Origin of the sequence: Falsiroseomonas sp. CW058, assembly GCF_050563535.1 — a bacterium.
In the GTDB taxonomy this organism is placed as follows: domain Bacteria; phylum Pseudomonadota; class Alphaproteobacteria; order Acetobacterales; family Acetobacteraceae; genus Falsiroseomonas.
The window spans coordinates 1-22,243 of sequence record NZ_JBNXUO010000054.1 but is presented as its reverse complement, the minus strand read 5'-3'; the positions used below and the strand labels follow the sequence as shown (position 1 = coordinate 22,243).

Annotated in this window: 25 protein-coding genes; 15 read left to right on the top strand and 10 right to left on the bottom strand. The window is 74.3% G+C overall.

Annotated elements, in window-relative coordinates:
• The 9 genes from ACK8OX_RS24520 to terL form a co-directional block, all read left to right on the top strand.
• Positions 1-918 (top strand): portal protein (locus ACK8OX_RS24520; protein ID WP_430666910.1); only part of this gene is annotated, 918 nt, incomplete at its 5' end.
• Positions 919-925: 7 nt separating this feature from the next.
• Positions 926-1,654 carry a capsid assembly protein gene (locus ACK8OX_RS24515; RefSeq protein ID WP_430666909.1) on the top strand — a complete coding sequence of 243 codons (729 nt, stop codon included), beginning with the start codon at positions 926-928 and terminating at the stop codon, positions 1,652-1,654.
• A gap of 242 nt (positions 1,655-1,896) precedes the next feature.
• Entirely contained in the window at positions 1,897-2,736 is an 840-nt protein-coding gene (locus ACK8OX_RS24510) for a phage capsid protein (protein ID WP_430666908.1), read from the top strand.
• A 98-nt stretch (positions 2,737-2,834) separates the two neighbouring features.
• The gene (locus ACK8OX_RS24505; RefSeq protein WP_430666907.1) at positions 2,835-3,404 is read left to right on the top strand and encodes a hypothetical protein; all 570 of its coding nucleotides are present in this window, start codon (positions 2,835-2,837) and stop codon (positions 3,402-3,404) included.
• Positions 3,405-3,407: 3 nt separating this feature from the next.
• Positions 3,408-5,285 carry a hypothetical protein gene (locus tag ACK8OX_RS24500; protein ID WP_430666906.1) on the top strand — a complete coding sequence of 626 codons (1,878 nt, stop codon included), beginning with the start codon at positions 3,408-3,410 and terminating at the stop codon, positions 5,283-5,285.
• Positions 5,285-5,725 carry a hypothetical protein gene (locus tag ACK8OX_RS24495; protein ID WP_430666905.1) on the top strand — a complete coding sequence of 147 codons (441 nt, stop codon included), beginning with the start codon at positions 5,285-5,287 and terminating at the stop codon, positions 5,723-5,725. The genes ACK8OX_RS24500 and ACK8OX_RS24495 overlap by 1 nt, the downstream gene beginning before the upstream one ends.
• 25 nt (positions 5,726-5,750) lie before the next feature.
• Positions 5,751-8,033, top strand: a complete 2,283-nt coding sequence (locus ACK8OX_RS24490; RefSeq protein WP_430666904.1) for a phage tail fiber protein — start codon at positions 5,751-5,753, stop codon at positions 8,031-8,033.
• Positions 8,030-8,347, top strand: coding sequence for a hypothetical protein (locus ACK8OX_RS24485; protein WP_430666903.1), 318 nt, complete (start codon positions 8,030-8,032; stop codon positions 8,345-8,347). Before ACK8OX_RS24490 ends, ACK8OX_RS24485 begins: the two co-directional genes overlap by 4 nt.
• Complete coding sequence (terL, locus tag ACK8OX_RS24480; protein WP_430666902.1) at positions 8,325-9,764, top strand: phage terminase large subunit; 1,440 nt, start codon at positions 8,325-8,327, stop codon at positions 9,762-9,764. The genes ACK8OX_RS24485 and terL overlap by 23 nt, the downstream gene beginning before the upstream one ends.
• Positions 9,765-9,771: 7 nt before the next feature.
• Here the strand turns inward: terL and ACK8OX_RS24475 are convergent, their stop codons facing one another.
• A complete protein-coding gene (locus ACK8OX_RS24475; protein ID WP_430666901.1) occupies positions 9,772-9,990 on the bottom strand; it encodes a hypothetical protein in 219 nt (72 codons plus the stop codon).
• Between the two features lie 70 nt (positions 9,991-10,060).
• Between ACK8OX_RS24475 and ACK8OX_RS24470 the strand changes: the two genes are divergently transcribed.
• The 3 genes from ACK8OX_RS24470 to ACK8OX_RS24460 are packed head-to-tail and all read left to right on the top strand — an operon-like array spanning position 10,061 to position 11,243.
• Positions 10,061-10,429 carry a hypothetical protein gene (locus ACK8OX_RS24470; RefSeq protein WP_430666900.1) on the top strand — a complete coding sequence of 123 codons (369 nt, stop codon included), beginning with the start codon at positions 10,061-10,063 and terminating at the stop codon, positions 10,427-10,429.
• A complete protein-coding gene (locus ACK8OX_RS24465) occupies positions 10,426-10,878 on the top strand; it encodes a cell wall hydrolase (protein ID WP_430666899.1) in 453 nt (150 codons plus the stop codon). The genes ACK8OX_RS24470 and ACK8OX_RS24465 overlap by 4 nt, the downstream gene beginning before the upstream one ends.
• Positions 10,879-10,886: 8 nt before the next feature.
• A complete protein-coding gene (locus ACK8OX_RS24460; RefSeq protein ID WP_430666898.1) occupies positions 10,887-11,243 on the top strand; it encodes a DUF952 domain-containing protein in 357 nt (118 codons plus the stop codon).
• A 9-nt stretch (positions 11,244-11,252) separates the two neighbouring features.
• Here ACK8OX_RS24460 and ACK8OX_RS24455 read toward each other — a convergent pair whose 3' ends face one another.
• Positions 11,253-12,089 carry a DMT family transporter gene (locus tag ACK8OX_RS24455; protein WP_430666897.1) on the bottom strand — a complete coding sequence of 279 codons (837 nt, stop codon included), beginning with the start codon at positions 12,087-12,089 and terminating at the stop codon, positions 11,253-11,255.
• Positions 12,090-12,170: 81 nt separating this feature from the next.
• Between ACK8OX_RS24455 and ACK8OX_RS24450 the strand changes: the two genes are divergently transcribed.
• Positions 12,171-13,238, top strand: coding sequence for a quinone-dependent dihydroorotate dehydrogenase (locus ACK8OX_RS24450; RefSeq protein ID WP_430666896.1), 1,068 nt, complete (start codon positions 12,171-12,173; stop codon positions 13,236-13,238).
• Positions 13,235-14,083, top strand: coding sequence for a TIGR01459 family HAD-type hydrolase (locus tag ACK8OX_RS24445; protein WP_430666895.1), 849 nt, complete (start codon positions 13,235-13,237; stop codon positions 14,081-14,083). Before ACK8OX_RS24450 ends, ACK8OX_RS24445 begins: the two co-directional genes overlap by 4 nt.
• Positions 14,084-14,095: 12 nt before the next feature.
• Here the strand turns inward: ACK8OX_RS24445 and ACK8OX_RS24440 are convergent, their stop codons facing one another.
• The gene (locus ACK8OX_RS24440; RefSeq protein ID WP_430666894.1) at positions 14,096-15,013 is read right to left on the bottom strand and encodes a PepSY domain-containing protein; all 918 of its coding nucleotides are present in this window, start codon (positions 15,011-15,013) and stop codon (positions 14,096-14,098) included.
• A gap of 175 nt (positions 15,014-15,188) precedes the next feature.
• Between ACK8OX_RS24440 and ACK8OX_RS24435 the strand changes: the two genes are divergently transcribed.
• Positions 15,189-16,421 (top strand): multidrug effflux MFS transporter, encoded by a 1,233-nt coding sequence (locus tag ACK8OX_RS24435; RefSeq protein ID WP_430666893.1) that lies wholly within the window; start codon positions 15,189-15,191, stop codon positions 16,419-16,421.
• Between the two features lie 37 nt (positions 16,422-16,458).
• Here ACK8OX_RS24435 and ACK8OX_RS24430 read toward each other — a convergent pair whose 3' ends face one another.
• From ACK8OX_RS24430 to ACK8OX_RS24400, 7 genes are all read right to left on the bottom strand, one after another.
• Positions 16,459-18,615, bottom strand: coding sequence for a molybdopterin cofactor-binding domain-containing protein (locus tag ACK8OX_RS24430; RefSeq protein ID WP_430666892.1), 2,157 nt, complete (start codon positions 18,613-18,615; stop codon positions 16,459-16,461).
• Between the two features lie 17 nt (positions 18,616-18,632).
• On the bottom strand, positions 18,633-19,091 hold the full coding sequence (locus ACK8OX_RS24425) for a (2Fe-2S)-binding protein (RefSeq protein ID WP_430666891.1): 459 nt from the start codon (positions 19,089-19,091) through the stop codon (positions 18,633-18,635).
• Positions 19,092-19,221: 130 nt separating this feature from the next.
• Positions 19,222-19,575: a hypothetical protein gene (locus tag ACK8OX_RS24420; RefSeq protein WP_430666890.1), complete on the bottom strand. Its 354-nt coding sequence runs from the start codon at positions 19,573-19,575 to the stop codon at positions 19,222-19,224.
• A gap of 48 nt (positions 19,576-19,623) precedes the next feature.
• Positions 19,624-20,001 (bottom strand): gamma-butyrobetaine hydroxylase-like domain-containing protein, encoded by a 378-nt coding sequence (locus ACK8OX_RS24415; RefSeq protein ID WP_430666889.1) that lies wholly within the window; start codon positions 19,999-20,001, stop codon positions 19,624-19,626.
• Between the two features lie 52 nt (positions 20,002-20,053).
• The gene (locus ACK8OX_RS24410; protein ID WP_430666888.1) at positions 20,054-20,242 is read right to left on the bottom strand and encodes a Trm112 family protein; all 189 of its coding nucleotides are present in this window, start codon (positions 20,240-20,242) and stop codon (positions 20,054-20,056) included.
• Positions 20,243-20,342: 100 nt separating this feature from the next.
• Positions 20,343-21,002 (bottom strand): LON peptidase substrate-binding domain-containing protein, encoded by a 660-nt coding sequence (locus tag ACK8OX_RS24405; RefSeq protein ID WP_430666887.1) that lies wholly within the window; start codon positions 21,000-21,002, stop codon positions 20,343-20,345.
• Positions 21,003-21,089: 87 nt separating this feature from the next.
• Complete coding sequence (locus ACK8OX_RS24400; protein WP_430666911.1) at positions 21,090-22,046, bottom strand: tetratricopeptide repeat protein; 957 nt, start codon at positions 22,044-22,046, stop codon at positions 21,090-21,092.
• Between the last annotated feature and the right edge of the window lie 197 nt (positions 22,047-22,243).

Sequence of the window (22,243 nt, the reverse complement as noted above, 5' to 3'; positions counted from 1 at the left end):
GCCGAGATCCGCGCGCGCTGGCCGCAGGCGCCGCTGCCAGCGCCGAAGCGCGACGAGGCGCCGGCCCGGCTGCGGGTGGTGGAGGCCGCCTGGCCCGACCCGCGCGCCGGCCACGCCTTCGCCGCCGTGCTCGACGCCGAGGACGGCGCACCGGTGCTGCTGGCCGAGGGCCGCTTCGCGGAGAACCCGTTCATTGCCTTCCGCTGGCTGAAGCTGCCGGGCGAGACCTATGGCCGCGGCCCCGTCGCCAAGGCGCTGCCGGACATCCGCACCGCCAACAAGGTGGTGGAGCTGGTGCTGAAGAACGCCTCCATCGCCGCCACCGGCATCTGGCAGGCCGAGGATGACGGCGTGCTGAACCCGGCCACCATCCGCCTGGTGCCGGGGGCGATCATCCCGAAGGCGCCGGGCTCGTCCGGGCTCACGCCGCTGGCGGCGCCGGGCAACTTCGACGTCTCGCAGCTCGTGCTCGGTGACCTTCGCGCGCGCATCCGCACCGCGCTGCTGGCGGACCGGATCGAGGCGGCGGGCAAGGCGGGCATGACCGCGACCGAGGTGCTGGAACGCGCCGCCGGCACGTCGCGCCTGCTGGGCGCGACCTATGGCCGGCTGCAGGCCGAGCTGCTGACGCCGCTGATCGCCCGCTGCATGGCCCTGCTGCGCCGGCGCGGCGAGATCCCGCGCCTGCTGGCCGGCGGGCAGGAGGTGAAGCTGGTCTACGCCTCGCCCCTGGCGCGCGTGCAGGCGCGCGCGGATGCGGCGGACACGCTGCTGTTCCTGCAGGCCGCGGCCTCGCTCGGCGGGGAGGCGAAGGCCGCGGTCGATGCCGGCGCCGCCGCGCGCTGGCTGGCCCGCACCCTCGGCGCCCCTGCCGAGATCCTGCGTCCCGCAGACCCCCAACCCCGAAGCCAGGAGTGACCACGGCATGCCCGAGGATCTTCTCGACACCACCGGCGATGCCGGCCCGAGCGACGCGCGTCCGGCCGCCGTGCCGGAGAAGTTCTGGGACGCGGAGGGCAAGGCGGTGCGCGTCGATGCGCTGCTGAAGTCCTACCTGGAGCTGGAGCGCCGCCTGTCGCAGCGGATCGCGCCGCCCGGCGACGACGCGCCGGACGAGGACCGGCGGCGCTGGCGCCGCGCCATGGGCGTGCCGGAGACGCCGGAGGGCTACGAGATCACGCCCTGCCACGAGATGTGCGGGCCCGATCCGGACGTGAACCGGCGCCTGCACGAGGCCGGCTTCACACCGCGCCAGGCGCAGCTTGTCTACGACCTGGCCGGGGAGCGCCTGCTGCCGCTGATCGCCGAGGCCGCCGCCGAGTTCGAGGCCGACCGCCAGCGGGAGAAGCTGCATGCGCGCTTCGGCGGAGAGGAACGCTTCCGCCGCGTCGCGGCCCAGCTGTCCGCCTGGGGACGGGCGAGTCTGCCGGAGGCGGTGTTCACGGCGCTGTCCTCCACCGCCGATGGCGTGGTCGCGCTGCACCGGATGATGGAGTCGAAGGACCCGCCCCTGTCGCGCGACGGCGCGGCGGATGCGGCGCCGGACGAGGCGGAGCTGCGCAGGATGATGCGCGACCCCCGCTACTGGCGCACGCGCGAGCCCGATTTCGTGCAGCGCGTCACCGAGGGCTTCCGCCGCCTGGTCGGCGGATAGGCCCCCGTTCCCGGCCGGTGCAGCGCCCCGCGCCGCCGGCCGGCGCCGCCGCGTGACGCCCCCGCCACGCGGCGGCCGCGGGGCGGATGGTCGAGCCCCGCCTCCCATCCGCCCCGCACCCCTTCCCCCCGCACCCAACCCGCGCGCCGGGCCTGCGGGCACCGCCGCGCGCGGCCGGTCCCTTCGCGGACAACCGGCCGCGCGCCGCCCATCGCAACCGCACAGCCATGAAGGAGGGCGCGATGCCCACCAGCACCCAGGTCGATGCCGTCTTCACCAAGCAGTTCCAGGCCGAGGTCCACGAGGCCTACCAGCGCCAGGGCTCCAAGCTGCGCCCGACGGTGCGCAGCAAGACCGGCGTGACCGGCACCAGCACCTTCTTCCCGAAGGTCGGCAAGGGCACCGCCGCGGCGAAGACGCGCCACGGCACCGTGCCGGTGATGAACCTGGAGCACGCGCAGGTGGAGTGCGTGCTGCAGGACTACTACGCCGGCGACTGGATCGACCGGCTGGACGAGCTGAAGACCAATGTGGACGAGCGTGACGTGGTGGCGAATGCCGGCGCGCATGCGCTGGGGCGGAAGTCCGACGAACTGATCATCGCCGCCCTCGACACCGCGACGCGCGAGGCGATCGGCACCGCGCCGGGCACCACCGACAGCTCCGGCCTGACGAAGGAGAAGGTGCTGCTGGCCTTCGAGATGATGGGCGCGGCCGACGTGCCGGATGACGGGCAGCGCTATGCCGTGGTCGGCTGGAAGCAGTGGAGCCAGCTGCTGGAGATCGAGGAGTTCGCCTCCTCGGAGTATGTCGGCGACGACGCGCTGCCCTGGAAGGGGACGCAGGCGAAGCGCTGGCTCGGCGCGCTGTGGCTGCCGCATTCCGGCCTGACCAGGTCCGGCGCGCTGCGCTACTGCTACTTCTACCACCGCACCGCGATCGGCCATGCGGCGGCGGCCGAGATCTCCACCGACATCACCTGGCATGGCGACCGCGCGGCGCATTTCGTCTCCAACATGATGAGCCAGGGCGCGGTGCTGGTGGACGACTTCGGGGTCGTGCGCATGCGCGCGGCGGAATAGCCCGGCGCCTGCGCGCGGCGGAATGGCCGCGCGCCTTCCACTTCCCACAACCAGCCCTCCCCCGCATGCGGGGGAGGGCGCCGATGCGGAATCCCCCGATGGCCCTCACCGCCCTCGCGCTCTGCTCGCGCGCCCTGCTGCGGATCGGCGCGCAGCCCGTGGCCTCGCTCGACGAAGGCACGGCCGAAGCCGAGGTCGCCGCCAACCTCTATCCCGCGACGCGCGATGCGCTGCTGTCGGCGCATCCCTGGTCCTTCGCCACCGGGCAGGCAGCGCTCGCGCGGCTCGCCGCGGTGCCGCATGCGGACTTCGGCCAGGCCTTCCAGCTTCCTCCCGGCTTCCTGCGCGCGCTGTCGGCCGGCGGCGGGGGGCGCGGGCGCGGCCTGCCCTACCGCATCCACGAGGACCGGCTGCACGCCGATGCACAGGCCGTCACCCTGACCTACGTCTTCCGTCCCGACGAGAGCGCCTTCCCGCCCTTCTTCGCCGCCTGCCTCGTCGCGCGGCTCGCCGCCGAGTTCTGCCTGCCGCTGACAGAGAGCGCGTCGCGTGCCGAGATGCTGTTCCGCATGGCGGAGCAGGAGTTGCGGTCCGCGCGCCTGGTGGACAGCCAGCAGGACACGCCCCGCGCGATCGAGGGCTTCCCCCTGGTCGATGCGAGGGGCTGAGCGATGGCCGCCACGCGACGCGTGAAGTCGAGCTTCGCCTCCGGCGAGCTCGCGCCCGAGCTGCTCGGCCGCGGCGACCTGCGCGCCTACGACAACGGCGCGCGCCGGCTGCGCAACGTGGTCATCCAGCCGACCGGCGGCGTCGCGCGCCGCCCGGGCCTGCTGCACATCGCCGAGATCGGCGCGCCGGTCCGGCTCGTGCCCTTCGAGTTCAACACCGAGCAGACCTACCTTCTCGTCTTCTCGCCCGGCTGGATGGATGTCTTCATGGGCGACGCGCATGTCGCCTGGATTCCCGGCCCCTGGACCGCTCAGATGCTGCCGCAGCTGGCCTGGACGCAGAGCGCGGACACTCTGCTGCTGTTCCACCCGGACATGCCGCCGCGCAGCATCACCCGCAGCAGCCACGCGGCCTGGAGCCTGGCCGACTTCGCGATCCCCAGCATGCCCTTTCACGGCTTCGCCCCGGGCGTGGCGCTGACGCCGTCGGGCACCGCGGGCAGCATCACGCTGTGGGCCGATGCCGACGTGTTCACGGCGCAGCACCTGAACGTCACGCTGAAGGTGCGCGGATGCTACGCGGTGGTGACCGCGGTGGCGGGGCCGCGCAGCGTCACCGCCACGCTCGGCACGCCGCTGCCCGATGCGGGCGTGACCACGGACTGGGAGGAGCACGCCTTCAGCTGGGCGCGCGGCTGGCCGGTCTGCGCCTGCTTCCACCAGGACCGGCTGGTGCTCGGCGGGTCGCGCGACCTGCCGAACCGGCTCTGGCTGTCGCGCACCGGGGATTTCCACAGCTTCGACCCCGGCACCGGGCTCGACGACGAGGGGATCGAGTTCTCGCTGATGTCGGACCAGGTGAACGCGATCCGGGGCCTCTTCTCCGGCCGGCACCTGCAGGTCTTCACCTCCGGCGCGGAATGGATGGTGACGGGCGACCCGCTGACGCCTTCCTCCATCCAGCTGCACCGGCAGACGCGGGTCGGCAGCCCGGTGGACCGGATGGTGCCGCCCGTCGACGTGGACGGCGCGACCATCTTCGCCGCGCGCTCCGGCCGCGGGATCACCGAGCTGGCCTATACCGACGTCGCCGACACCTACCAGGCGAACGACCTGGCGCTGGTCGCGCGGCACCTGGTGCAGGCGCCCGTGTCGATGGCCTATGACCAGCTGCTGCGCCTGCTGCATGTGGTGATGGCGGATGGCAGCATGGCCACGCTGACGCTCTACCGCGCCGAACAGGTGATCGCCTGGACGCGGCAGGAGACGGACGGCGCCTTCCGCGCGGTGGCGGAGACGGATGGCCGGGTCTTCGTGGCGGTGGAGCGCGGCGGCCGCATGCGGCTGGAACGCTTCGACGCCGGTGCCGGCTTCGACGCCGCGCTGGCAGGCAGCGCCGCCGCGCCGCAGGACCGCTGGGTCGGCCTGTCGCACCTCGAGGGGCGGGAGGTCGGCGTGCTGGCCGATGGCGCGCCGGTGGCGGCGCGGGCGGTGGCGGGCGGCGCCGTCACGCTCGACCCGCCCGCCGCTTCGGTGCAGGCCGGCCTGCCCTTCCGCCATGTGATCGAGCCGCTGCCCCTGTCCCTTGCGACGCCATCCGGCGCCGCGGCGGCGCCGGTCCGCCTGGTCTCGGCGACCTTCCGGCTGCTGGCGACGCCGGCGCTGGAGGTCGATCTCGGGCGCGGGGCGCAGGCGGTGCCGTTCCGCCGCTTCGGCACGGCGGTGCTGGACGCGCCGCCGCAGCCCTTCACCGGCGATGTCGCGCTGCGCGGCCTCGGCTGGCGGCGGGACGCGCTGGCTCCGCTCTGGCGGGTCGAGGGCAGCACGCCGCTGCCGCTGACGCTGCTTTCCGTCACCACCGACACGAGGACGACCGACTGATGGCCCAGCTAGCCCCGATCGCCGCCGTGCTCGGCGCCGGCGCCACGCTCTACGGCGCGGCGCGGCAGGCGCAGTCGCAGAAGGCCGTGGCGCAGCAGCAGGCGGATGGCGCGCGCGCGCAGGAAGCGGCGCGCGCCGCGCAGGCCGCGGTGCAGCAGGCGGCGGACACGCGCGCGCGGGATGCGCGCCTTGCCGGCACCATCGCATCCGCCCGCGCGCGGCTGGCCGCCGGCGGCGTCGCGCCGGACGAGGGATCGGGCGTCGCGCTGGTCTCGGGCCTCGCGCGCGATGCGGCGGCGGCGCAGGCGGACAACGACGCGGTCGCCGCGGCGCGGCTTTCCGCGGGGCGGCGCAGCCTGCTCAACCCCGACGGCTCCCTCACGACCTGGCTGCGGGCGGGCGGTTCCTTCGGGAACAGCCTGCGCAGCCTGCTCGACTGACCGAACCCCGAACCCGGAGCCCCAGATGGCCGAGCACATCCGCATCGGCGACGTCGCGCCGCGCGTGCAGTACCTGGGTGACGGCGCCCGCACCGCCTTTCCCTTCCCCTTCCCGATCTTCAACCCCGAGGACCTCGAGATCCGCGTCGACGGCGTGACGCTGTCGGGTGGCTACGCCGTCGCCGGCGCAGGGCTGAGCGAGGGGGGCAGCGCCATCCTCGCCGCCGCGCCGGCGGCGGGCGTGGGCGTCACGCTCCGCCGCCGCGTGCGGGTGGAGCGCAACACCGACTTCCAGGACAACGGCGTGCTGCGCGCCCGCACGCTGAACGACGAGCTGGACCGCCTGGTGGCCGTGCTGCAGGAGCACCGCGAGGAGATCGCGACCGCGCTGCGCCAGGACCCGGCCGAGGTCGGCGGGCGGCTGACGCTGCCGCTGCGACCGGCGCGCGCCAACCGGCTGCTGGGCTTCGATGCCTCGGGCGAGGTGACCGTCTTCCCGCGCCAGTCGGGCGAGCTGACGGCGCCCTTCCCCGGCGCCATCCCGCGCACGGTCGAGGACAAGATGGCCGAACGCCTGTCGGCCCGCGACTTCGGCGCGGGCGGCAACGGCGTGGCCGATGACGGGCCGGCGCTGCAGGCCGCGATGAACGCCGCCGCCGCAGCGGGCAAGGTGCTGCTGCTGGGCGAGGGGGTGTTCCGCACGACGCAGCCGCTGGTGCTGCCCGGCGCGGCGGCCGGGCTCGTCATGCGCGGGACGCTGCTCTACGCCGGCCCGGGTGGCCAGGCGGCGCTGACGGTGGGGGATGGCGGCACGGCGCGCAACGCCAACAAGATCCTCACCGGCCTCGCCGTGCTGCGCGCCGCGCAGTCCGACTGGGACAGCGAGGGCGACATCGGCGTGCTGCTGCGCAACCTCGACGCCAGCCTGGTGGAGCTGCGGGAGGTGACGGGCTTCACCATCGGGGTCCGCACGCTGGGCGACGGGCGCGGATTCGAGGACACGACCCTGCTGCTCGGCCGCTTCGTCAACAACCGCATCGGGCTCGACGTGCGGGCGGCGACGGCGGGGGCGTGGAACACCTCCATCCGCTACTATGGCGGGCATTTCGCGGTGGGCAGCACGGTCCACACCGGCAGGGACCGCTTCGGCATCCGCCTCTCCGCCGCGCCGGGCGCCTATGTCGCGCACAACCGCCATGTCTTCGACGCGCCGAATTTCGAGCTGAATGCCGAAGGCCGCCCGATCTCCGGCATCCCCTTCCTGTGCGAGGTCAACAGCCGCGCGGTGATCGCCCGCGCGCTGCGGATGGAGGGCTGTTCGCCCTTCGTCGCGCGCCACACCGCCGGCGCGCAGGACCACCTGTACGAGGTCGCATGGGCGTCGCAGGGCTATGCGGTGGAGATCGACCACGCGGCGGGGGCGACGCGGCTCGGCGGCGTCGTCCGGGCCACCCACCAGGCCGGCCCGCACCGCGAGGCGACGCGGGAGGTCGCCTCCGTGCCGAACCTGCGTGCCGCCGCCATACGCTGGAACGCGACGGAAACGGGATTCGAGAAGCTGGCCGTGCTGTCCTCCAACGTCGCGGGCACACCGTCCGTGCTGGCGGACTTCGCCTTCCCCGCGCTCGACCAGCTGCCGCTGACCGCGCGCGGCGTGACGCTGACCGGCGGCCGCGCGCTGGGCTTCGTGGTGGATGCGCGGCGGTGCAAGGACTTCGCGCTGTCGGTCGATGCCGATGCGCCTCGGCTGATGGTGATGGCCTTCGACGCGAACATGAACCTGCTGACGGATGCCGCCGGCCAGGCGGTGCTGGCCTCCGGCCAGTCGGTGTCCTGGAACCCGACGGCGCGCTGGTGGCAGGGCAATGCGGACATGGACGATGCCGGGCTGACGCGGCTGCAGGCGGTGCGGCTCTCGCCCGCCGTCGGCTATGCGGTGATCGGGCTCGCGCGGCTGTCGGCCGACTACGAGCTGCGCGCCATGCGTCTGCACTGCGACCCACGGCACGCGCCCGCCCTGCTCTACGGCCTGCCCGACCTGCGGCACGGCGTGCGGGAGATGGTGGCGGAGGCCGCCTGGGACCCGCCCTCCATCGCGGCGGGGGGCAGCGCGCAGCTCAACGTCTCCCTGCCCGGCGCGCGGCCGGGGGACTTCGCGCAGGCTGCCTTCTCGCTCTCGACCTCCGGCGTCGTCTTCCTCGCGCAGATCGGCGCGCAGGACGTGGTGACGGTGACGGCCTGGAACCGCAGCGGCGCGGCGGTGGACCTCGGCGGCGGCACGGTGCGCGTGCGCGTGGTGAAGGCATGAGGCGCGGCCGCAAGCCGGCGTCCCCGGCCGGCCGCGTGCCGAAGGACAAGCTGGCCGAGGCGATCGGCCCGATCGCGGAGGACTACGTGGCCTTCGTCAACAGCCACCCCGAGGGCGAGCAGCCGGGCGACAGCAAGGCCTTCCGCGCGCGCCACGACGCCGGGCTGGTGGCGCTGCACCACCTGACGGAGCTGACCTCCCTCCTCGCCGGCGACGCGACGGCGGAGGCGGTGCAGTCCGGCGTGGACAAGGTGCTGGCCGACACGCGCGCCCGCATGGCGAAGGAGGAGGATGGTGACGCAACGACCGGCTGACCTGCTGGAATTCGCCTGGATTTGGAACCGCGCCGCCGGCCTCGGCACGCCCGCCCTGCACCGGCGCGTGCTGCGCTGGCTCGAGGCCTCCGGGCGGGAGGGCGACCGGCGGCGGCTGCTGATGGCCTTCCGCGGCAGCGGCAAGTCCACCCTCGTCGGCCTGTTCTGCGCCTGGACGCTGTACCGCACGCCGGATGCGCGCATCCTGGTGCTGGCGGCGGACCACGCGCTGGCCACGCGCATGGTGGCGCAGGTGCGGCGCATCCTGGCGCGCCACCCGCTCTGCGGCGCGCTGCTGCCGGAGCACGGGGAGGGCGACTGGGCGTCGGACCGCTTCACGGTGGCGCGGCCTTCCGTGCTGCGCGACGCCTCCATGATGGCCGCCGGGATCGGCGGCAACATCACCGGCGCGCGCGCCGACCTCATCATCTGCGACGATGTCGAGGTGGCCGGCAACTGCGACACGCCGGGCAAGCGCGCGGAGCTGCGGGAGAGGCTGACGGAGACGGAATTCGTCCTCGTTCCCGGGGGCGCGATGCTGTTCGTCGGCACGCCGCATTGCGCCGAGAGCCTCTACGCCGAGGGGCCGGAGGGCGCGCTGCCCGGCTACCGGCGGCTGGTCGTGCCGCTGCTCGACGCAGCCGGCGCCAGCGCCTGGCCGGAACGCTTCCCGCCCGAGGGGGTGGCGCGACTACGCGAACGCGTGGGCCCGCTCGCCTTCCGGCGGCAGATGCTGCTGGAGCCGGTGGCGGAGGAGGCGATGCGCCTCGACCCCGCGCTGATCTCCCGCTACCTGGCCGAGCCCGACTACCGCGAGGCGAACGGGCGCGGCGTGCTGACGCTGATGGGCACGCGGCTGGTCTCGGGCGGCGGCTGGTGGGACCCGGCCTTCGGGCGCCCCGGCACCGGCGATGCCAGCGTGCTGGCGGCCACCTATGCGGATGGGCTGGGCCGCCACTACCTGCACCGCGTCGCCTACATCACGCATGATCCGGGCGCCGAGGACGACGCGGCGACGCAGCAGTGCCGGCAGGTCGCGGCCATCGCGCGCGACCTGCTGCTTCCGGCGCTGCGGGTCGAGACCAACGGGCTCGGCCGCTTCCTGCCGGGGCTGCTGCGCAACCAGCTCTCCCGCATCGGCTTCCCCTGCGCGGTGCACGAGGCGACGAGCCGGGCGGCCAAGTCGGACCGCATCCTCGGCGCGCTCGACCCGGTGCTGGCCGCGCGGCGCCTGTCGGCGCATGAAAGCGTGTTCCGCACGCGCTTCCCGCAGGAGATGGCGGCCTGGCGGCCCGATGCGCCGGGGCTGCACGACGACGCGCTGGATGCGCTGGCCGGCTGCCTGCTGGCGGAGCCGGTGCGCTTCCCCATCCACCCGCCCCCGCGCGCGACCACGCTGCCCTGGCGCGGGGGCTGAGGCCGGCTCAGCCCGCGCGCTTCAGGATCTCGGCCGCGTGCCGGTCCTGGCCGGCCGCCGTGATCTCGAAGCGCCCGTCACCGCGGCGGCGCGCCAGGCCCATGCCGGACAGGCGTTCCAGGCAGGGGCCGTCCTTCAGCCCGTCGGGGCGGCCGGCCGCCTCCACCAGCGTCAGCCGGTGCAGCGCCGAACGGCAGCAGGTTTCCAGGTAGGGCTCGTTCCACATCGGTTCCGGCAGTGCTTGCGTCGCCCGCAAGGGTGGCGCCGCGCCGCAACAGCTTCAAGGAGTGACACGGATGCTTCCCGAGATCCCCGCCCCCATCGTCTCGGCGCTGACCGATGCGCCGCTGGCGCTGGCGCTGCTCTGGATGGTGGTCCAGCTCCGCCGCGACCTCGCGGCGCGGCAGGACCCCCCGCCCTCCGCCCCCGGCGCCCCGCCACGCGACGAGCTGGCGGAGTTCAAGCTCGAGGTCGCGCGCACCTATGTGCCGCTGTCGCTGATCCGCGACCTCGATTCGCGCCTGTCGCTGCAGCTGATCCGCATCGAGGAGAAGCTGGACGAGGTGAGCCGCGCCGCGACCGCGGCGCAGGCCGTCTCGGGCCATGCGCTGGGGACGCGCAAGATGGGCTTCGCCGCCCGCGGCGATGCGGAGACGCGGGCATGAGCGCCGCGATCCTGCCGATGCGCCGCGCCGCCACGGGCGCCGAGATCCTGGCGCTGACGCTGTGGGGCGAGGCCGCGGGTCGCCCCGTGCGGGCGATGGAGGCGGTGGCCGCGGTGGTGATGACGCGCGTCCGCCTGGCGGCGCGGGCCGGCGGGTTGGCGCATCTGGGCCAGGGCGTCGCCGGCGTGTGCCGCGCGCCCTTCCAGTTCGCCTGCTGGCAGCCACGCCACCCCCGCCACGCCGCGCTGGCCGAATGCGACACCCAGGCGGACGCGGCCTTCCCGGCCTGCCGGCGCATCGCCGCGCGCGCCATGGCCGGGCTGCTGCCCGACCCAACCGAGGGCGCCACCCATTACCACGCGGCCGACGAGCTGCCGCGCTGGGCGGTCGGCCAGGTGCCGACGGCGGAACTCGGCGGGCTTGTCTTCTACCGCCTGCTCGATGGATAGCGTCCCGCATGGAACGCAGCATCTACACCCTGGTCCGGGGCGAGGACTGGCGCGCGGCGGAACGCGCGGGGGAATACCGCGGCAGCGCCGACGACCGGCGCGACGGCTTCCTGCACTTCTCGACCGCCGCGCAGCTGCGCGCGAGCGCGGCGAAGCACCGCCGGGGCGAGCCCGACCTGGTGCTGGTGGAGGCCGATGCCGGCCGGCTCGGCGCCGCGCTGCGGTGGGAGCCGGCCTCGGGCGGGTCGCGCCCGGGGCTGTTCCCGCATCTCCACGGCCCGCTGCCGCTGTCGGCCGTGCTGTCCTTCACGCGCCTGCCGATGCGGGAGGACGGGACCCACGACTTCCCCGAGGGGATCCCCTGACCGGGCCGGCTAGCGCCGCGCCGCGCGTTCGCTCATGACGCAGGCGAAGATCACCACCGCCGCGCCCGCCAGCATCGCGCCCCCCGGCGCATGGCCCCAGATGCCGAGGTCGAAGGCCAGGCTCCACACCAGGCCGGAATAGCCGAAGGGCGCAAGGCGCGAGGCGGCCGCGTGGCGGAACGCCTCCGCCAGGCAGACCGTCGCGGCCGCCACGATGAAGCCGTTCACCACCATCTGCCCCAGCGCGAAGGCCGACGGCGCGCGCCAGTCGGCCAGGCCGAGCGGCAGCATGACGGCGAGCCCCAGCAGCGCCGGCCAGACCAGCACCCGCGCGATGCCCCCTTCGTGCCGCAGCGACCGGTTGAGCACGAAGACGGCCGAGTAGCAGAGCGTCCCGCACAACGCGAAGACGTAGCCCATCAGCGGCGCGCCGGTGCCGCCCGAGAGCAGGGAAGGCGCGAGCCCGACCGCCACCCCCGCGAAGCCGACTCCGCACCAGACCCAGGCCGCCGCCGGCGGCGGCTCCCGCAGGAACAGGGCGGAGAAGACCAGCACGATGAAGGGCGAGGTGAAGAACACCAGGTAGCCCTCCGCCAGCGGCAGGCGGCTGAAGGCCAGGAAGAAGAAGGTGGCGCTGCCCAGCATCACCACCGCCCGCGCCGCCTGCAGGCGTGGGAAGCGGGTGGACAGCGGCCCGCCCCAGCCCGGCCGGACGGCGCGCAGCAGCGCGACGCCGGAAAGGATCGTGGCGAAGCGCACCAGCTGCACCTGCCACACGCCGTACTCGGCCGAGAGCAGCTTGCTGTTGGCATCGAGCAGCCCGAACAGGCCGATTCCCGCAAGCATCAAGGCCGGCCCGAGCAATCCATCCTCCGTCGTCGCCTCGTCTTGTCGCCGCCGCGGGTTCCGGGCACAAGCCCGGCCCGCATGACCCCCCGCATCGCCTCCATCCTCATGCCGCTGGTCCGCGGCATCGATCCCGAACGCGCGCATGACCTGGCGCTGCGCGCGCTGCGCTTCGGCCTGGCCGGGGCCGACCGCGGCGCCGACGACCCGATCCTGGCGACCACCGCCTTCGGCATCCCCTTCCGCAACCCGGTCGGGCTGGCGGCGGGATTCGACAAGTCCGCGGTCGCGATCGGGCCGCTGATGCGGCTCGGCTTCGGCTTCGTCGAGGCGGGGTCGGTCACGCCGCGGCCGCAGATCGGCAACCCGAAGCCGCGGCTGTTCCGGCTGAGCGAGGACCGCGCCGTCATCAACCGGATGGGGATGAACAATGCGGGGCTGGCCGCCTTCGTCGCGCGGCTGAACGCCCTGCCGCGGCCCCGCCCGGCGGTGCTCGGCGCCAACATCGCCATCAACAAGGAGAAGGCGGACCCCTTCCGCGACTACCCTGCGCTGTATGCGGCGGTCGCGCCGGTGGCGGACTATGTCGCGGTCAACGTCTCCTCCCCCAACACGCCCGGCCTGCGCGACCTGCAGGGCGAGGAGCAGCTGCGCCAGGTGCTGGCCGCCCTCGCCGCCACCCGCGCCGGCCTGGCGGGCCCGCGCCCGCCGATCGTTGTGAAGATCGCCCCCGACCTCGCGCCCGGCGCGGTGGAGCCGGTGGTGGAAGCCGCGATCGCGCATGGGGTGGAAGGGCTGATCGTCTCCAACACCACCATCGCGCGGCCGGCGCCGCTGCGTTCCCCGCTGAAATCCCAGACCGGCGGCCTGTCCGGCCCGCCGTTGCGCGCGTTGTCGACCGAGATGCTGAAGCGCGTCGCGCGGCTGTCGCGCGGGCGCAACCTGACGCTCATCGGCTGCGGCGGCGTCGGCAGCGGCGCGGATGCCTACGAGAAGCTGCGCGCGGGCGCCTCGCTCGTGCAGCTCTACGCCGCCTTCGCCTATGAGGGCCCGGCGCTGGTCCCGCGCATCAGGCGCGAACTGGCCGCGCTGCTGCGGCGCGACGGCTTCCGGGAAGTGGCGGATTGCGTGGGGGTCGACATCCGGTGAACATCCTCGGCGGAATCGCCCCGCTGGCCGACCGCTACGACGGCTTCATCCTCGACCTCTGGGGCGTGGTGCATGACGGCCGTCGCCCCTATCCCGGCGTGGCCGATGCGCTGGGCCGGCTGAAGGCGCGCGGCAAGCGCGTGTGCTTCCTTTCCAACGCGCCCCGCCGCGCGCATGTGGTGGAGGCGTTGCTGGCCGGCATGGGGCTTGACCCCGCCCTGTGGGACGGCGCCATCACCAGCGGCGAACTGGCATGGCGGATGCTGCGCGGGGGGCACGGCTTCGGCCGCCGCGCGCTGCATATCGGGCCGGAGCGCGACCTCTCCACCGTCGAGGGGCTCGACGTCGAGCTGGTGGGCGCGCCGGACGCAGCGGATTTCGTGTTGAACACCGGCCCCGACCCGGAACGCGGCAATGGCGAGGTCGGGCCCTATCGCCCGGCGCTGGAAGCCTGCGCGGCGCGACGCCTGCCGATGCTCTGCGTCAACCCGGACCGCCATGTGATGGTGGGCGAGCACCGGGTGATCTGCGCCGGCGCGCTGGCCGATCTCTACGCCGAACTCGGCGGGCCACGCGCAACCGAGATCGGCAAGCCCGACCCGGCGGTCTATCCGCCGGTGCTGGACCTCCTTGGCATCGCGGAGACGGCGCGCGTCGTCGCCATCGGCGACAGCCCGCACACCGACCTGGCCGGCGCGCAGGCGGCGGGGATCGACGCCGTCTGGGCGCTGACCGGGCTCGCGGCCCATGCCCATGGCGAGACGCCGGAAGGCAAGCGACTGGCCGAGGTCGCGGCGGCCGAAGGGGTGCGCCCCGTCGCGGCCCTGTCCGGGCTGCGCTGGTAGCGACGCGGGCCCCTACGCCGCGAGCGCCGCCGCCCGCGCCCGGCGCTTGAGACGGATCCGCCGCAGCCAGATCCAGACCCCGGTGCCGAGCAGGCCGAGCAGGGCGGCGGAGGCGACGAGGTTCGCGACCGACCCGGCGATGCCGAGCCACGTCCCCTCATGCAGCACGCGCATCCAGGGGCGCGGCTGCGCCACCACCCCTTCCGCGCCGACGCGGTAGACCATCGAGGTGCCGCTGGCGTCCAGCACCCGCAGGGTGGTCGCCCCGCCGCGCGGGCGCACCCAGTCCAGCCCGTCCAGCCCGTGCCGTTCCGCCACCCAGCGCAGCGTGGTGCGCAGCTCGGGCGCCGGGCCCGCCGCCGGCACCGCCGGGGCCGCGAAGGACAGGCCGAGCGCGAGGGCGAGCCCGGTCAGCGGGCTGCCCACCAGCAGCGGCAGCAGTAGCCAGCCGGTCGCGCGGTGCCAGCCGCCCACCGTGTTGCGGAACCTCGGCCAGCCCAGCAGCAAGCCGAGCGGCGCCAGCAGGATCAGCGCCGCGGTGGAGACAGTGACGAGCCAGCCGAGGTCGAGCAGCAGCGTCTCGTGCAGGCGCCGCGCCGTGGCGAAGATGCCGGGCCAGGGCCCGGGGGCCGCGGGGGTGGCCGTGGCCAGGTCGAAGACCTGCGCGGCGCCGCGCCCGCCGAGCGTCACGGTCCCCGCATGCGCCTGCACCGAAAGCGCCGCGTTGCGCGCCGCCGGGCCCGCCGCGTCCAGCACCGCCTCCAGCCGCGCCAGCGTCACCGTCCCCGCCGGCGCCGCCGCCTTCAGGGCGGGCTCCAGGCTCAGCACCAGGCCGGAGCCGATCACCGCGAGCAGCGGCGCCGCGAAGGCCAGCGCGACCCAGCGATGCAGGCGGAAAATAAGGGCTTTCGACATGATGCGGTCCGACATGCTGCGGCGCACAAAATGCCATGCCGGAACTCCACTGGGGATGACGAATGGTCGCGGATTGCAACGGCCGCGCTGCCCATTCGCGACTCCGTGATCCGCATCCCGCCCCGCGCGGAGGGGACCTGCGATCATCGCGGCCTGTGGGATCCGCGATCCGTCCCTACAATCATGCGCCGTGAACCAGCAATCCTCCGCCGCGCCGCAGCGCGAGCCACCCGCGCTGACGCCCGGAGCGCGCCCGCGGCCGGCGATCTGGCTGCTGGTCGGCATGATCGGGCTCGGCCCCTTCACCATGCAGGTGCTGGTGCCGTCGCTGCCGGGCATCGGGCGGGACTTCGGCGCGCCGACCTCCACCGTGCAGTTGACGGTGACGCTGTACCTCATCGGCGTCGCGGTGGGGCAGCTGTTCTACGGGCCGCTGTCGGACCGCTTCGGGCGGCGCCCGCTGCTGATGGGCGGGCTGGCGCTGCATGTGCTGGCCAGCCTGGCCTGCGCGCTGGCACCGGGCATCGGCTTCCTGGTCGTCGCGCGGGTGGCGCAGGCGCTGGGCGCCTGTGCGGGGGTGGTGCTGGCCCGCGCGGTGATCCGCGACGCCTGGCCGCGCGACCAGGCGGCCAGCGTGCTGGGCTACGTCACCATGGGCATGACCATCGCGCCGATGGTCGCGCCGGTGCTGGGCAGCGTCATGGAACAGTGGCTGGGCTGGCGGGCGGGCATGGTGGCCTGCATGGCCTTCGCCCTGCCGCTGGCGCTGATGGCCTGGCGGCGCCTGCCGGAGACGTTGCCGGCGCCGCAACCGCTGCCCGGCCCCTTCGCGATCTGGGCCGCCTATCGCAGCCTCTGGGCGGTGCCGGCCTTCCGCGCCTATGCGGCGGTGACGGCCTGTTCCACCGGCGTCTTCTTCGCCTTCCTGGGCGGCGCGCCGTATGTGGTGGTGCAGGGCATGGGCTACTCGCCGGTCTCCTTCGCGCTGGCCTTCGCGGCCATGTCGGTGCTGTTCGCGCTGGGGAACTGGCTGGCGGGGGTGCTGTCGCGCCGGCTCGGCGTGGTTCGGATGCTCACCCTCGGCACCGCCATCACAACCGGCGGGGCGGTGCTGGCGCTGGGGACGATGATCCTGGCGCCGCCGCACATCCTGATGTTCTTCCTGCCGATGGGGATCGTCGCCATCGGCAACGGCATGACGCAGCCCAACGCCATCGCCGCCGCGCTCAGCGTGCGGCCGCAACTGGCGGGCACCGCCTCGGCTCTCGTCGGCGCCTCGCAGATGGGGTTCGGCGCGGCGATGACCTTCCTGGTGAGCCTGGTCGAGCACGGCGCGGGGATCGGCACCGCGCTGACCATGGCGGCGGTGGGGGTGGGCACCTTCCTCGCGCTGCGGGGCGCGAAGCGGGCGGGCGGGGCGTGAGGGCCGGGAAGGGCACCGCCCTTCCCGGCCCTTCGTGTCAGGCCCGCATGCCGTCCACCAGCGGCAGCCTGCGCACCCGCCGCCCGATCAGCGCCGAGACGGCATTCGCCACCGCCGGGGTGATCGGCGGCACCGGCGGCTCGCCGACGCCGCCCATGCGCTCTCCGCTCTCGATCACATGCGCCTCGATCCGCGTCGGCGCCTCGTCGGTGCGGAGCACCTCGTAGCCGTCGAAATTCGCGTTCCGAACGCGCCCACCCTCGATCACGATCTTCTCGCCCATCGCGGTGGACAGCCCCTGGATCACGCCGCCCTCGATCTGGCTGCGGACGCCGTCGGGCAATACCTGCCGCCCGCAGTCGAGCGCGACGACCACGCGGTGGACCCGCGGGCGCCCGTTCTCGATCGAGACCTCGGCCACCTGCGCGCAGAGCGACCCGTAGCTCTCGACGAAGGCGAAGCCGCGCGCGCGGCCGGCCGGCAGCGGGGTGCCCCAGCCCGCCTTCTCCGCCGCCGTGTTGACGACGTTCAGCGCCCGCGGGTCATGGGCCAGCAGTTCCCGCCGCAGCGCCACCGGGTCCTTGCCGGCCGCCTGCGCCAGCTCGTCCAGGAAGCACTCCATGAAGAAGCCGTTCTGCGTCGCGCCGACCGACCGCCAGGGCATGGTCGGCACCGGCACCTGCCGGCGCACATAGTCCACGCGATAGGCGCCGGTGCGGTAGCGTGTGTCGTTCAGAGTCTGCACCGAGCTGGCGTCGAGGTCGCCCTGGAAGTTGTTGAAGTCCCGGTTCATCGAGGTACCGGCCGTCCGCACCCAGAGCCCCGTGACCTTGCCCTGCGCGTCCAGCGCCGCGCGGAAGCGCGCCGCCTGCGCCGGGCGGTACCAGCCCTGGCCGATCTCGTCCTCCCGCGACCAGAACAGCTTCACGGGCCGGCCGACCGCGCGCGCGACGATGACGGCGGAGCCGGGGATGTCCTCGTACAGCCGCCGCCCGAAGCCGCCGCCCTGCATCATCGTGTGGAAGCGGACCTTGTCGCGGTCCCAGCCGGTGTCGCGCACGACGCGGTTCACCAGCCGGTCCTGGTTCTGCGACGGCCCCCAGATCTCCAGCCGGTCGCCGTCGATGCGGACGTTGATGTTGTAGGGCTCGAGCGGCGTGTGGCTGAGGAAGGGGACCTCGTACTCGGCCTCGACGACCTTCGCCGCGCCGCGCAGCGCCGCCTCCACGTCGCCGTCGTTGCGCGCCACCGCGCCCTGCGGCTGCGCCAGGCCGTCGCGCATGGTCGCGCTGATCGCCTCGCTGGTCAGGCCGTCATGCGGCGTCGCCTTCCAGGTGACCTTCAGCGCCGCGCCGCCGCGCATCGCCGCCCACATGGAGCTGGCGACGACCGCCGCGCCGCCGGGGATCGCGACCACGTCGATCACGCCCGGCACCGCCATGGCGGACGCCTTGTCGAAGCCCTCCGCCTCGCCCCGGAAGACCGGGTTCAGCTTCGCATAGGCGTAGACCATCCCCGGCAGGCGGAAGTCGATCGAGTAGATCGCGCCGCCATGCGTCTTGGCCGGGATGTCGATGCGCGGCATCCCGCGCCCGATCAGCTTCAGCTCGCCCGCCGGGCGCAGCGGCGCCGTCTCGGGCAGCGGCGCCGCGGCCGCCGCGGCGGCCAGGTCCCCGAAGCCGAGCTTCCGGCCCGAGGCGCGGTGGAGGACGTGGTGGTCCTCCGCCACCAGCTCCGCCGCCGGCACGCCGAGCCGCGCGGCGCCGGCCTGGATCAGCGCGACCCGCGCCCGCGCGGTGGCCTGGCGCAGCGGCTCGAACCAGTAGCGCACGCCCCAGGACCCGCCGGAGCCCATGGCCGGCCCGGCACCGACATCGCGGCGATAGGGCGCATCGGGGTGCGGGTTCTCCACCGTGATGCGCGCGGGGTCGGCGCCGAGCTCGTCGGCGACGATGGCCGCATGGGCGGTCCAGGTGCCCTGGCCCATCTCGGTGGTCGGCGACCACAGCGTGATGGCCCCGTCCGGCGCGATGGAGAGATAGGCGGTCAGCGTGCCCTGCCCGCCGGTCGCGGGCGGCTGCACGGGCGGGCGGGCCTGGGCGGCGGCGTCGCGCGCCGGCAGCGGCACGCTGAAGCCGATCACCAGCGCGCCGGCGGCGCGCAGCAGGGAACGACGTTCGAGAGCGATGGTCATGGCCTGTCCCTCCCCCTTCACGCGCCGGTGCCGGCCGCGCGCTTGATCGCGGCGCGGATGCGTGGGTAGGTCCCGCAGCGGCAGATGTTGCCCACCATCGCCGCATCGATGTCGGCATCGGTCGGGCGCGGCGTCACCGTCAGCAGCGCGGCGGCGGCCAGGATCTGGCCCGACTGGCAGTAGCCGCATTGCGGCACCTGCTCGTCGATCCAGGCCTGCTGGAGCGCGTGGCGGTTCTCGGGGTGGAGGCCCTCGATGGTCGTCACCTCCCGCCCGTCGGCGGCCGAAGCCGGCGTCGCGCAGGACCGGATGGCGGTGCCGTCCATCAGCACGGTGCAGGCGCCGCATTGCGCGATGCCGCAGCCATACTTGGTGCCGGTGAGGGCGAGGACATCCCGGATGGCCCAGAGCAGCGGCATCTCGGGGTCGATGTCGAGCGCGTGCGGGCGCCCGTTGACCGTCACGTTGATCGGCATGGGTCTTTCCTGGCGGTTGTCGTTTCCGGGCGGGCCTCTCGGGACCCTGGCCGCGTGGGAAGCTAGCGGAGCGCGGGCGCCAGCGGAATAGGCAACGCCCGCGCCGGTTGTGGAAACCGCGCGAGGCCGGTCAGCCCGTGCGGATCCAGGCCAGGAAGACCAGGAACCCGGCGACACCGGCCAGCGCATGCGCGGCCAGCACCGCCTCCGCACCACGGGGGGACCGGACATGCCGCAGCGCGCCCCAGCCCGCCGCCAGCGCCGCCGCGGGCAGCGCCAGCACGACCCAACCGGGCGGCGCACCCGGCCGCGGCGGGGGACCGGCAAGCAGCAGCAGCGCCACCAGCCCCGTGGCCGCCAGCGCCGCCACCAGATGCGCGCGCACCAGCCCCCGCGACCGCCTGCGGCCGAGATGCCCGACCCCGACCACCACGCCGAGGACGAGGGTCACCAGTAGGGCGAGCAGGGCGGGGGCGGCGGTCACGCCGGGGCAGGTGGCGGCGGGGCCGCGGCCGTCAAGGCGCGGCGGGGGTCAGGCGCCGGCGGGGCGCCGCGCCGGCGGGTCGCGGCTCAGCCCCTTGGCGGCCAGCGCGCGTTCATACTCGGCCCAGCGTTCCGCCCGTTCCCGCCCCAGCCGCAAAAGGATGTCCCAGGAATAGATGCCGGTGTCGTGCAGGTCGTCGAAGACCAGGCGCACGGCATAATTGCCCACCGGCTCCACCTTCATGATGCCGACATGCCGCCGCCCGGGCACGATGACGCGCTGGCCGGGGCCATGGCCCTGCACCTCGGCGGACGGGCTCTCGACGCGCAGATACTCGGCCGGCAGGGCGAAGGCCTCGCCGGTGTCGAAGACGACATGCAGCACCTTCTCGGCGCGGTTCAGGCGGATCTCGGTCGGGGTGGGCATGCGCTGCTCCCCCTTCCCGCAGGCGGGAAGGGACCGTGTGGGTGAGGGGACCCTACAGCTTCCGTGCCTCGTCCGGCAGCATGATGGGGATGCCGTCGCGGATGGGATAGGCCAGGCCCGCCTTCTCGCTCACCAACTCCCCCGCCTCGCGGTCGTAGCGCAACGGGCCCTTGGTGACCGGGCAGACCAGGATCTCCAGCAGCCGCGGATCGACCGCGCCGGCTTCGCTCTTCTCGCTCATCGTCGCTTCCATGGGCATGGCTGGGCGGATTGATGCCCCCACCCTGCCCTTCCCCGCAAGCGGGGGACGGCGCCGGGGGCACCTGGCGTGGCGGGCAGCCTCAGCTCGGCCGCCCTTCCGGCGCCGCGCCGTGGCTGTCCATCTGCAGCAGCGCCACCAGCATCGCCGCGCGCTCCTCCGGCCCCGCGGCTTCCAGCAGCGCCTGCTTCTCCCGCACGTCGAAGGGACAGACCATGCAGAGCGTGGTCACCAGCATGGCGTCGCCGGTCTGGTCGATCCCGTCCCAGTTCGCCTCGATCCCACGGGCGCGGAAATAGGGGCGCAGCGCCGCGACCAGCGCCGCGCGGTCCAGCTTCGGCGCCGGCCCGCCCGTGGCGAGGTCCGCGCGGAAGGGCGCATAGTCCACGCGCGCGCGACGGTAGCCGCGCCGCCCCTCGATCTCCTCGGCGATGCGGAAGCGGGTCACGCCCGTCAGCGTGATGAGCAGCCGCCCATCCTCCGTCTCCGCGAAGGAGGAGATGCGGCCGAGGCAGCCGACGCGGTAGGTCTGCGCCCCCGCATCGCCCCGCGGCAGCGCGGGGTCCGGCTGCACCATGCCGAACATCCGCCCCGTCGCCAGCGCGTCCTGCGTCATCGCCAGGTAGCGCGGCTCGAAGATGTTCAGCGGCAGCCGGCCCTCGGGCAGCAGCAGCGCCCCGGACAGCGGGAAGATCGCGATCTCCGCGGGCAGGTCGTCGAAGGCCGGATGGAAGGGGGGCATCGGCTCCCGTTCAGCCGGGCCCCGGGGCCCGGCCTTGTTGGCGCCCGCGATGCGCGCCTTGGGGAAGACCCCCCGGCCGACCGCGGACTAGCGGAACAACAGGGTGGAGAGCTTCCGCCGTCCTGCAAGGGTGGCGGGGTCGTCGAAGCCCCAGGCCTCGAAGAACTTCAGCAGCTGCTTGCGCGCCGCCTCCTCGCCCCAGGCCCGGTCGCGGCGGATCGCCTCCATCAGCGCATCGACCGCCTTGCCCCGCTCCTCCATCGCGTTCAGCGCCACCGCCAGCTCGATCCGGGCGGCATGGTCGTCCGGGTCGGCGGCCAGCCGCCGCTCGAACTCGCCGAGCTTCTCGCGCGCCTTCCGCCCCTCCACCGCGAGCTGGAGCTGGGAGCGGACGGAGGCGATCTCGGCATGGTCGCGGATCTTGTCGGGGACCTGGTCCACCACCTCCTGCGCCTGCTCCTCCTCGCCCAGCGCGATCAGCGCGCGGGCCAGGCCGGCGAAGGCTTCCGGGTTCTCGGGCTCGGACTGGACGAGTGCGGCGAAGAGCTCGAGCGCGGCGCGATGGTCCCCCGCCTCGACCGCCGCCTTCGCCTCGGCCAGCAGGTCGGCGCCGGGCAGCTGGCCGCCGGCCATCTTCAGCAGGTTCTCGATGAACTTCTTCACCTCGCCCTCGGGCAGGGCGCCCTGGAACAGGTCGGCGATCTGGCCCTGCACGAAGCCGACGACGGTCGGCACGGACTGCAGCGGCAGCCCCATCTGCGCCAGCTGCTGGACCAGCTGGCGGTTCTTGTCGATGTCGATCTTGACCAGGCGGACGCGGCCCTGGGCGGCGCGGACCACCTTCTCCAGCGTCGGCGTCAGCGTCTTGCAGGGGCCGCACCAGGTCGCCCAGAAATCGACCAGGACGGGGGTCTGGCGGCTGGCCTCCACAACGTCCTGCATGAAGCTCCGCTGGTCGCCGTCCTTGATCGGGTCGGCGGCGCCGGCCGGGGCGGCACCCCCGCCCGGGGCGGTCTGGCGGGTCGGGTCGAAGATCACGTCCATCGCGGGCATTCCCCAGGGTCTGGCGCGCATAGATGCGGAGAGCGGGGCCGAAGGGCAAGACGGCCCGCGGAACGGAGCGCGGGCGGCGCCGTTCCGCCCGGCACACCAGGGAGTCCACCCATGAGCATCTTCCGCAACATCATGTCCCGCATCTTCGGCGGCCCGGCGGCCGCCGGGCCCGCAGCCGGCGCGCCGCC

What these genes read in the sequence shown, in the direction of transcription:
- terL (WP_430666902.1), top strand. Translation starts at nt 8,325, where the DNA reads ATGGTGACGCAACGACCGGCTGACCTGCTGGAATTCGCCTGGATTTGG.
- ACK8OX_RS24405 (WP_430666887.1), bottom strand. Translation starts at nt 21,002, where the DNA reads ATGCCCCCCTTCCATCCGGCCTTCGACGACCTGCCCGCGGAGATCGCG.
- ACK8OX_RS24485 (WP_430666903.1), top strand. Translation starts at nt 8,030, where the DNA reads ATGAGGCGCGGCCGCAAGCCGGCGTCCCCGGCCGGCCGCGTGCCGAAG.
- ACK8OX_RS24490 (WP_430666904.1), top strand. Translation starts at nt 5,751, where the DNA reads ATGGCCGAGCACATCCGCATCGGCGACGTCGCGCCGCGCGTGCAGTAC.
- ACK8OX_RS24475 (WP_430666901.1), bottom strand. Translation starts at nt 9,990, where the DNA reads ATGTGGAACGAGCCCTACCTGGAAACCTGCTGCCGTTCGGCGCTGCAC.
- ACK8OX_RS24440 (WP_430666894.1), bottom strand. Translation starts at nt 15,013, where the DNA reads ATGTCGGACCGCATCATGTCGAAAGCCCTTATTTTCCGCCTGCATCGC.
- ACK8OX_RS24415 (WP_430666889.1), bottom strand. Translation starts at nt 20,001, where the DNA reads ATGCCCACCCCGACCGAGATCCGCCTGAACCGCGCCGAGAAGGTGCTG.
- ACK8OX_RS24500 (WP_430666906.1), top strand. Translation starts at nt 3,408, where the DNA reads ATGGCCGCCACGCGACGCGTGAAGTCGAGCTTCGCCTCCGGCGAGCTC.
- ACK8OX_RS24465 (WP_430666899.1), top strand. Translation starts at nt 10,426, where the DNA reads ATGAGCGCCGCGATCCTGCCGATGCGCCGCGCCGCCACGGGCGCCGAG.
- ACK8OX_RS24515 (WP_430666909.1), top strand. Translation starts at nt 926, where the DNA reads ATGCCCGAGGATCTTCTCGACACCACCGGCGATGCCGGCCCGAGCGAC.
- ACK8OX_RS24430 (WP_430666892.1), bottom strand. Translation starts at nt 18,615, where the DNA reads ATGACCATCGCTCTCGAACGTCGTTCCCTGCTGCGCGCCGCCGGCGCG.
- ACK8OX_RS24470 (WP_430666900.1), top strand. Translation starts at nt 10,061, where the DNA reads ATGCTTCCCGAGATCCCCGCCCCCATCGTCTCGGCGCTGACCGATGCG.
- ACK8OX_RS24410 (WP_430666888.1), bottom strand. Translation starts at nt 20,242, where the DNA reads ATGAGCGAGAAGAGCGAAGCCGGCGCGGTCGATCCGCGGCTGCTGGAG.
- ACK8OX_RS24425 (WP_430666891.1), bottom strand. Translation starts at nt 19,091, where the DNA reads ATGCCGATCAACGTGACGGTCAACGGGCGCCCGCACGCGCTCGACATC.
- ACK8OX_RS24450 (WP_430666896.1), top strand. Translation starts at nt 12,171, where the DNA reads ATGACCCCCCGCATCGCCTCCATCCTCATGCCGCTGGTCCGCGGCATC.
- ACK8OX_RS24510 (WP_430666908.1), top strand. Translation starts at nt 1,897, where the DNA reads ATGCCCACCAGCACCCAGGTCGATGCCGTCTTCACCAAGCAGTTCCAG.
- ACK8OX_RS24400 (WP_430666911.1), bottom strand. Translation starts at nt 22,046, where the DNA reads ATGGACGTGATCTTCGACCCGACCCGCCAGACCGCCCCGGGCGGGGGT.
- ACK8OX_RS24495 (WP_430666905.1), top strand. Translation starts at nt 5,285, where the DNA reads ATGGCCCAGCTAGCCCCGATCGCCGCCGTGCTCGGCGCCGGCGCCACG.
- ACK8OX_RS24505 (WP_430666907.1), top strand. Translation starts at nt 2,835, where the DNA reads ATGGCCCTCACCGCCCTCGCGCTCTGCTCGCGCGCCCTGCTGCGGATC.
- ACK8OX_RS24460 (WP_430666898.1), top strand. Translation starts at nt 10,887, where the DNA reads ATGGAACGCAGCATCTACACCCTGGTCCGGGGCGAGGACTGGCGCGCG.
- ACK8OX_RS24455 (WP_430666897.1), bottom strand. Translation starts at nt 12,089, where the DNA reads ATGCTTGCGGGAATCGGCCTGTTCGGGCTGCTCGATGCCAACAGCAAG.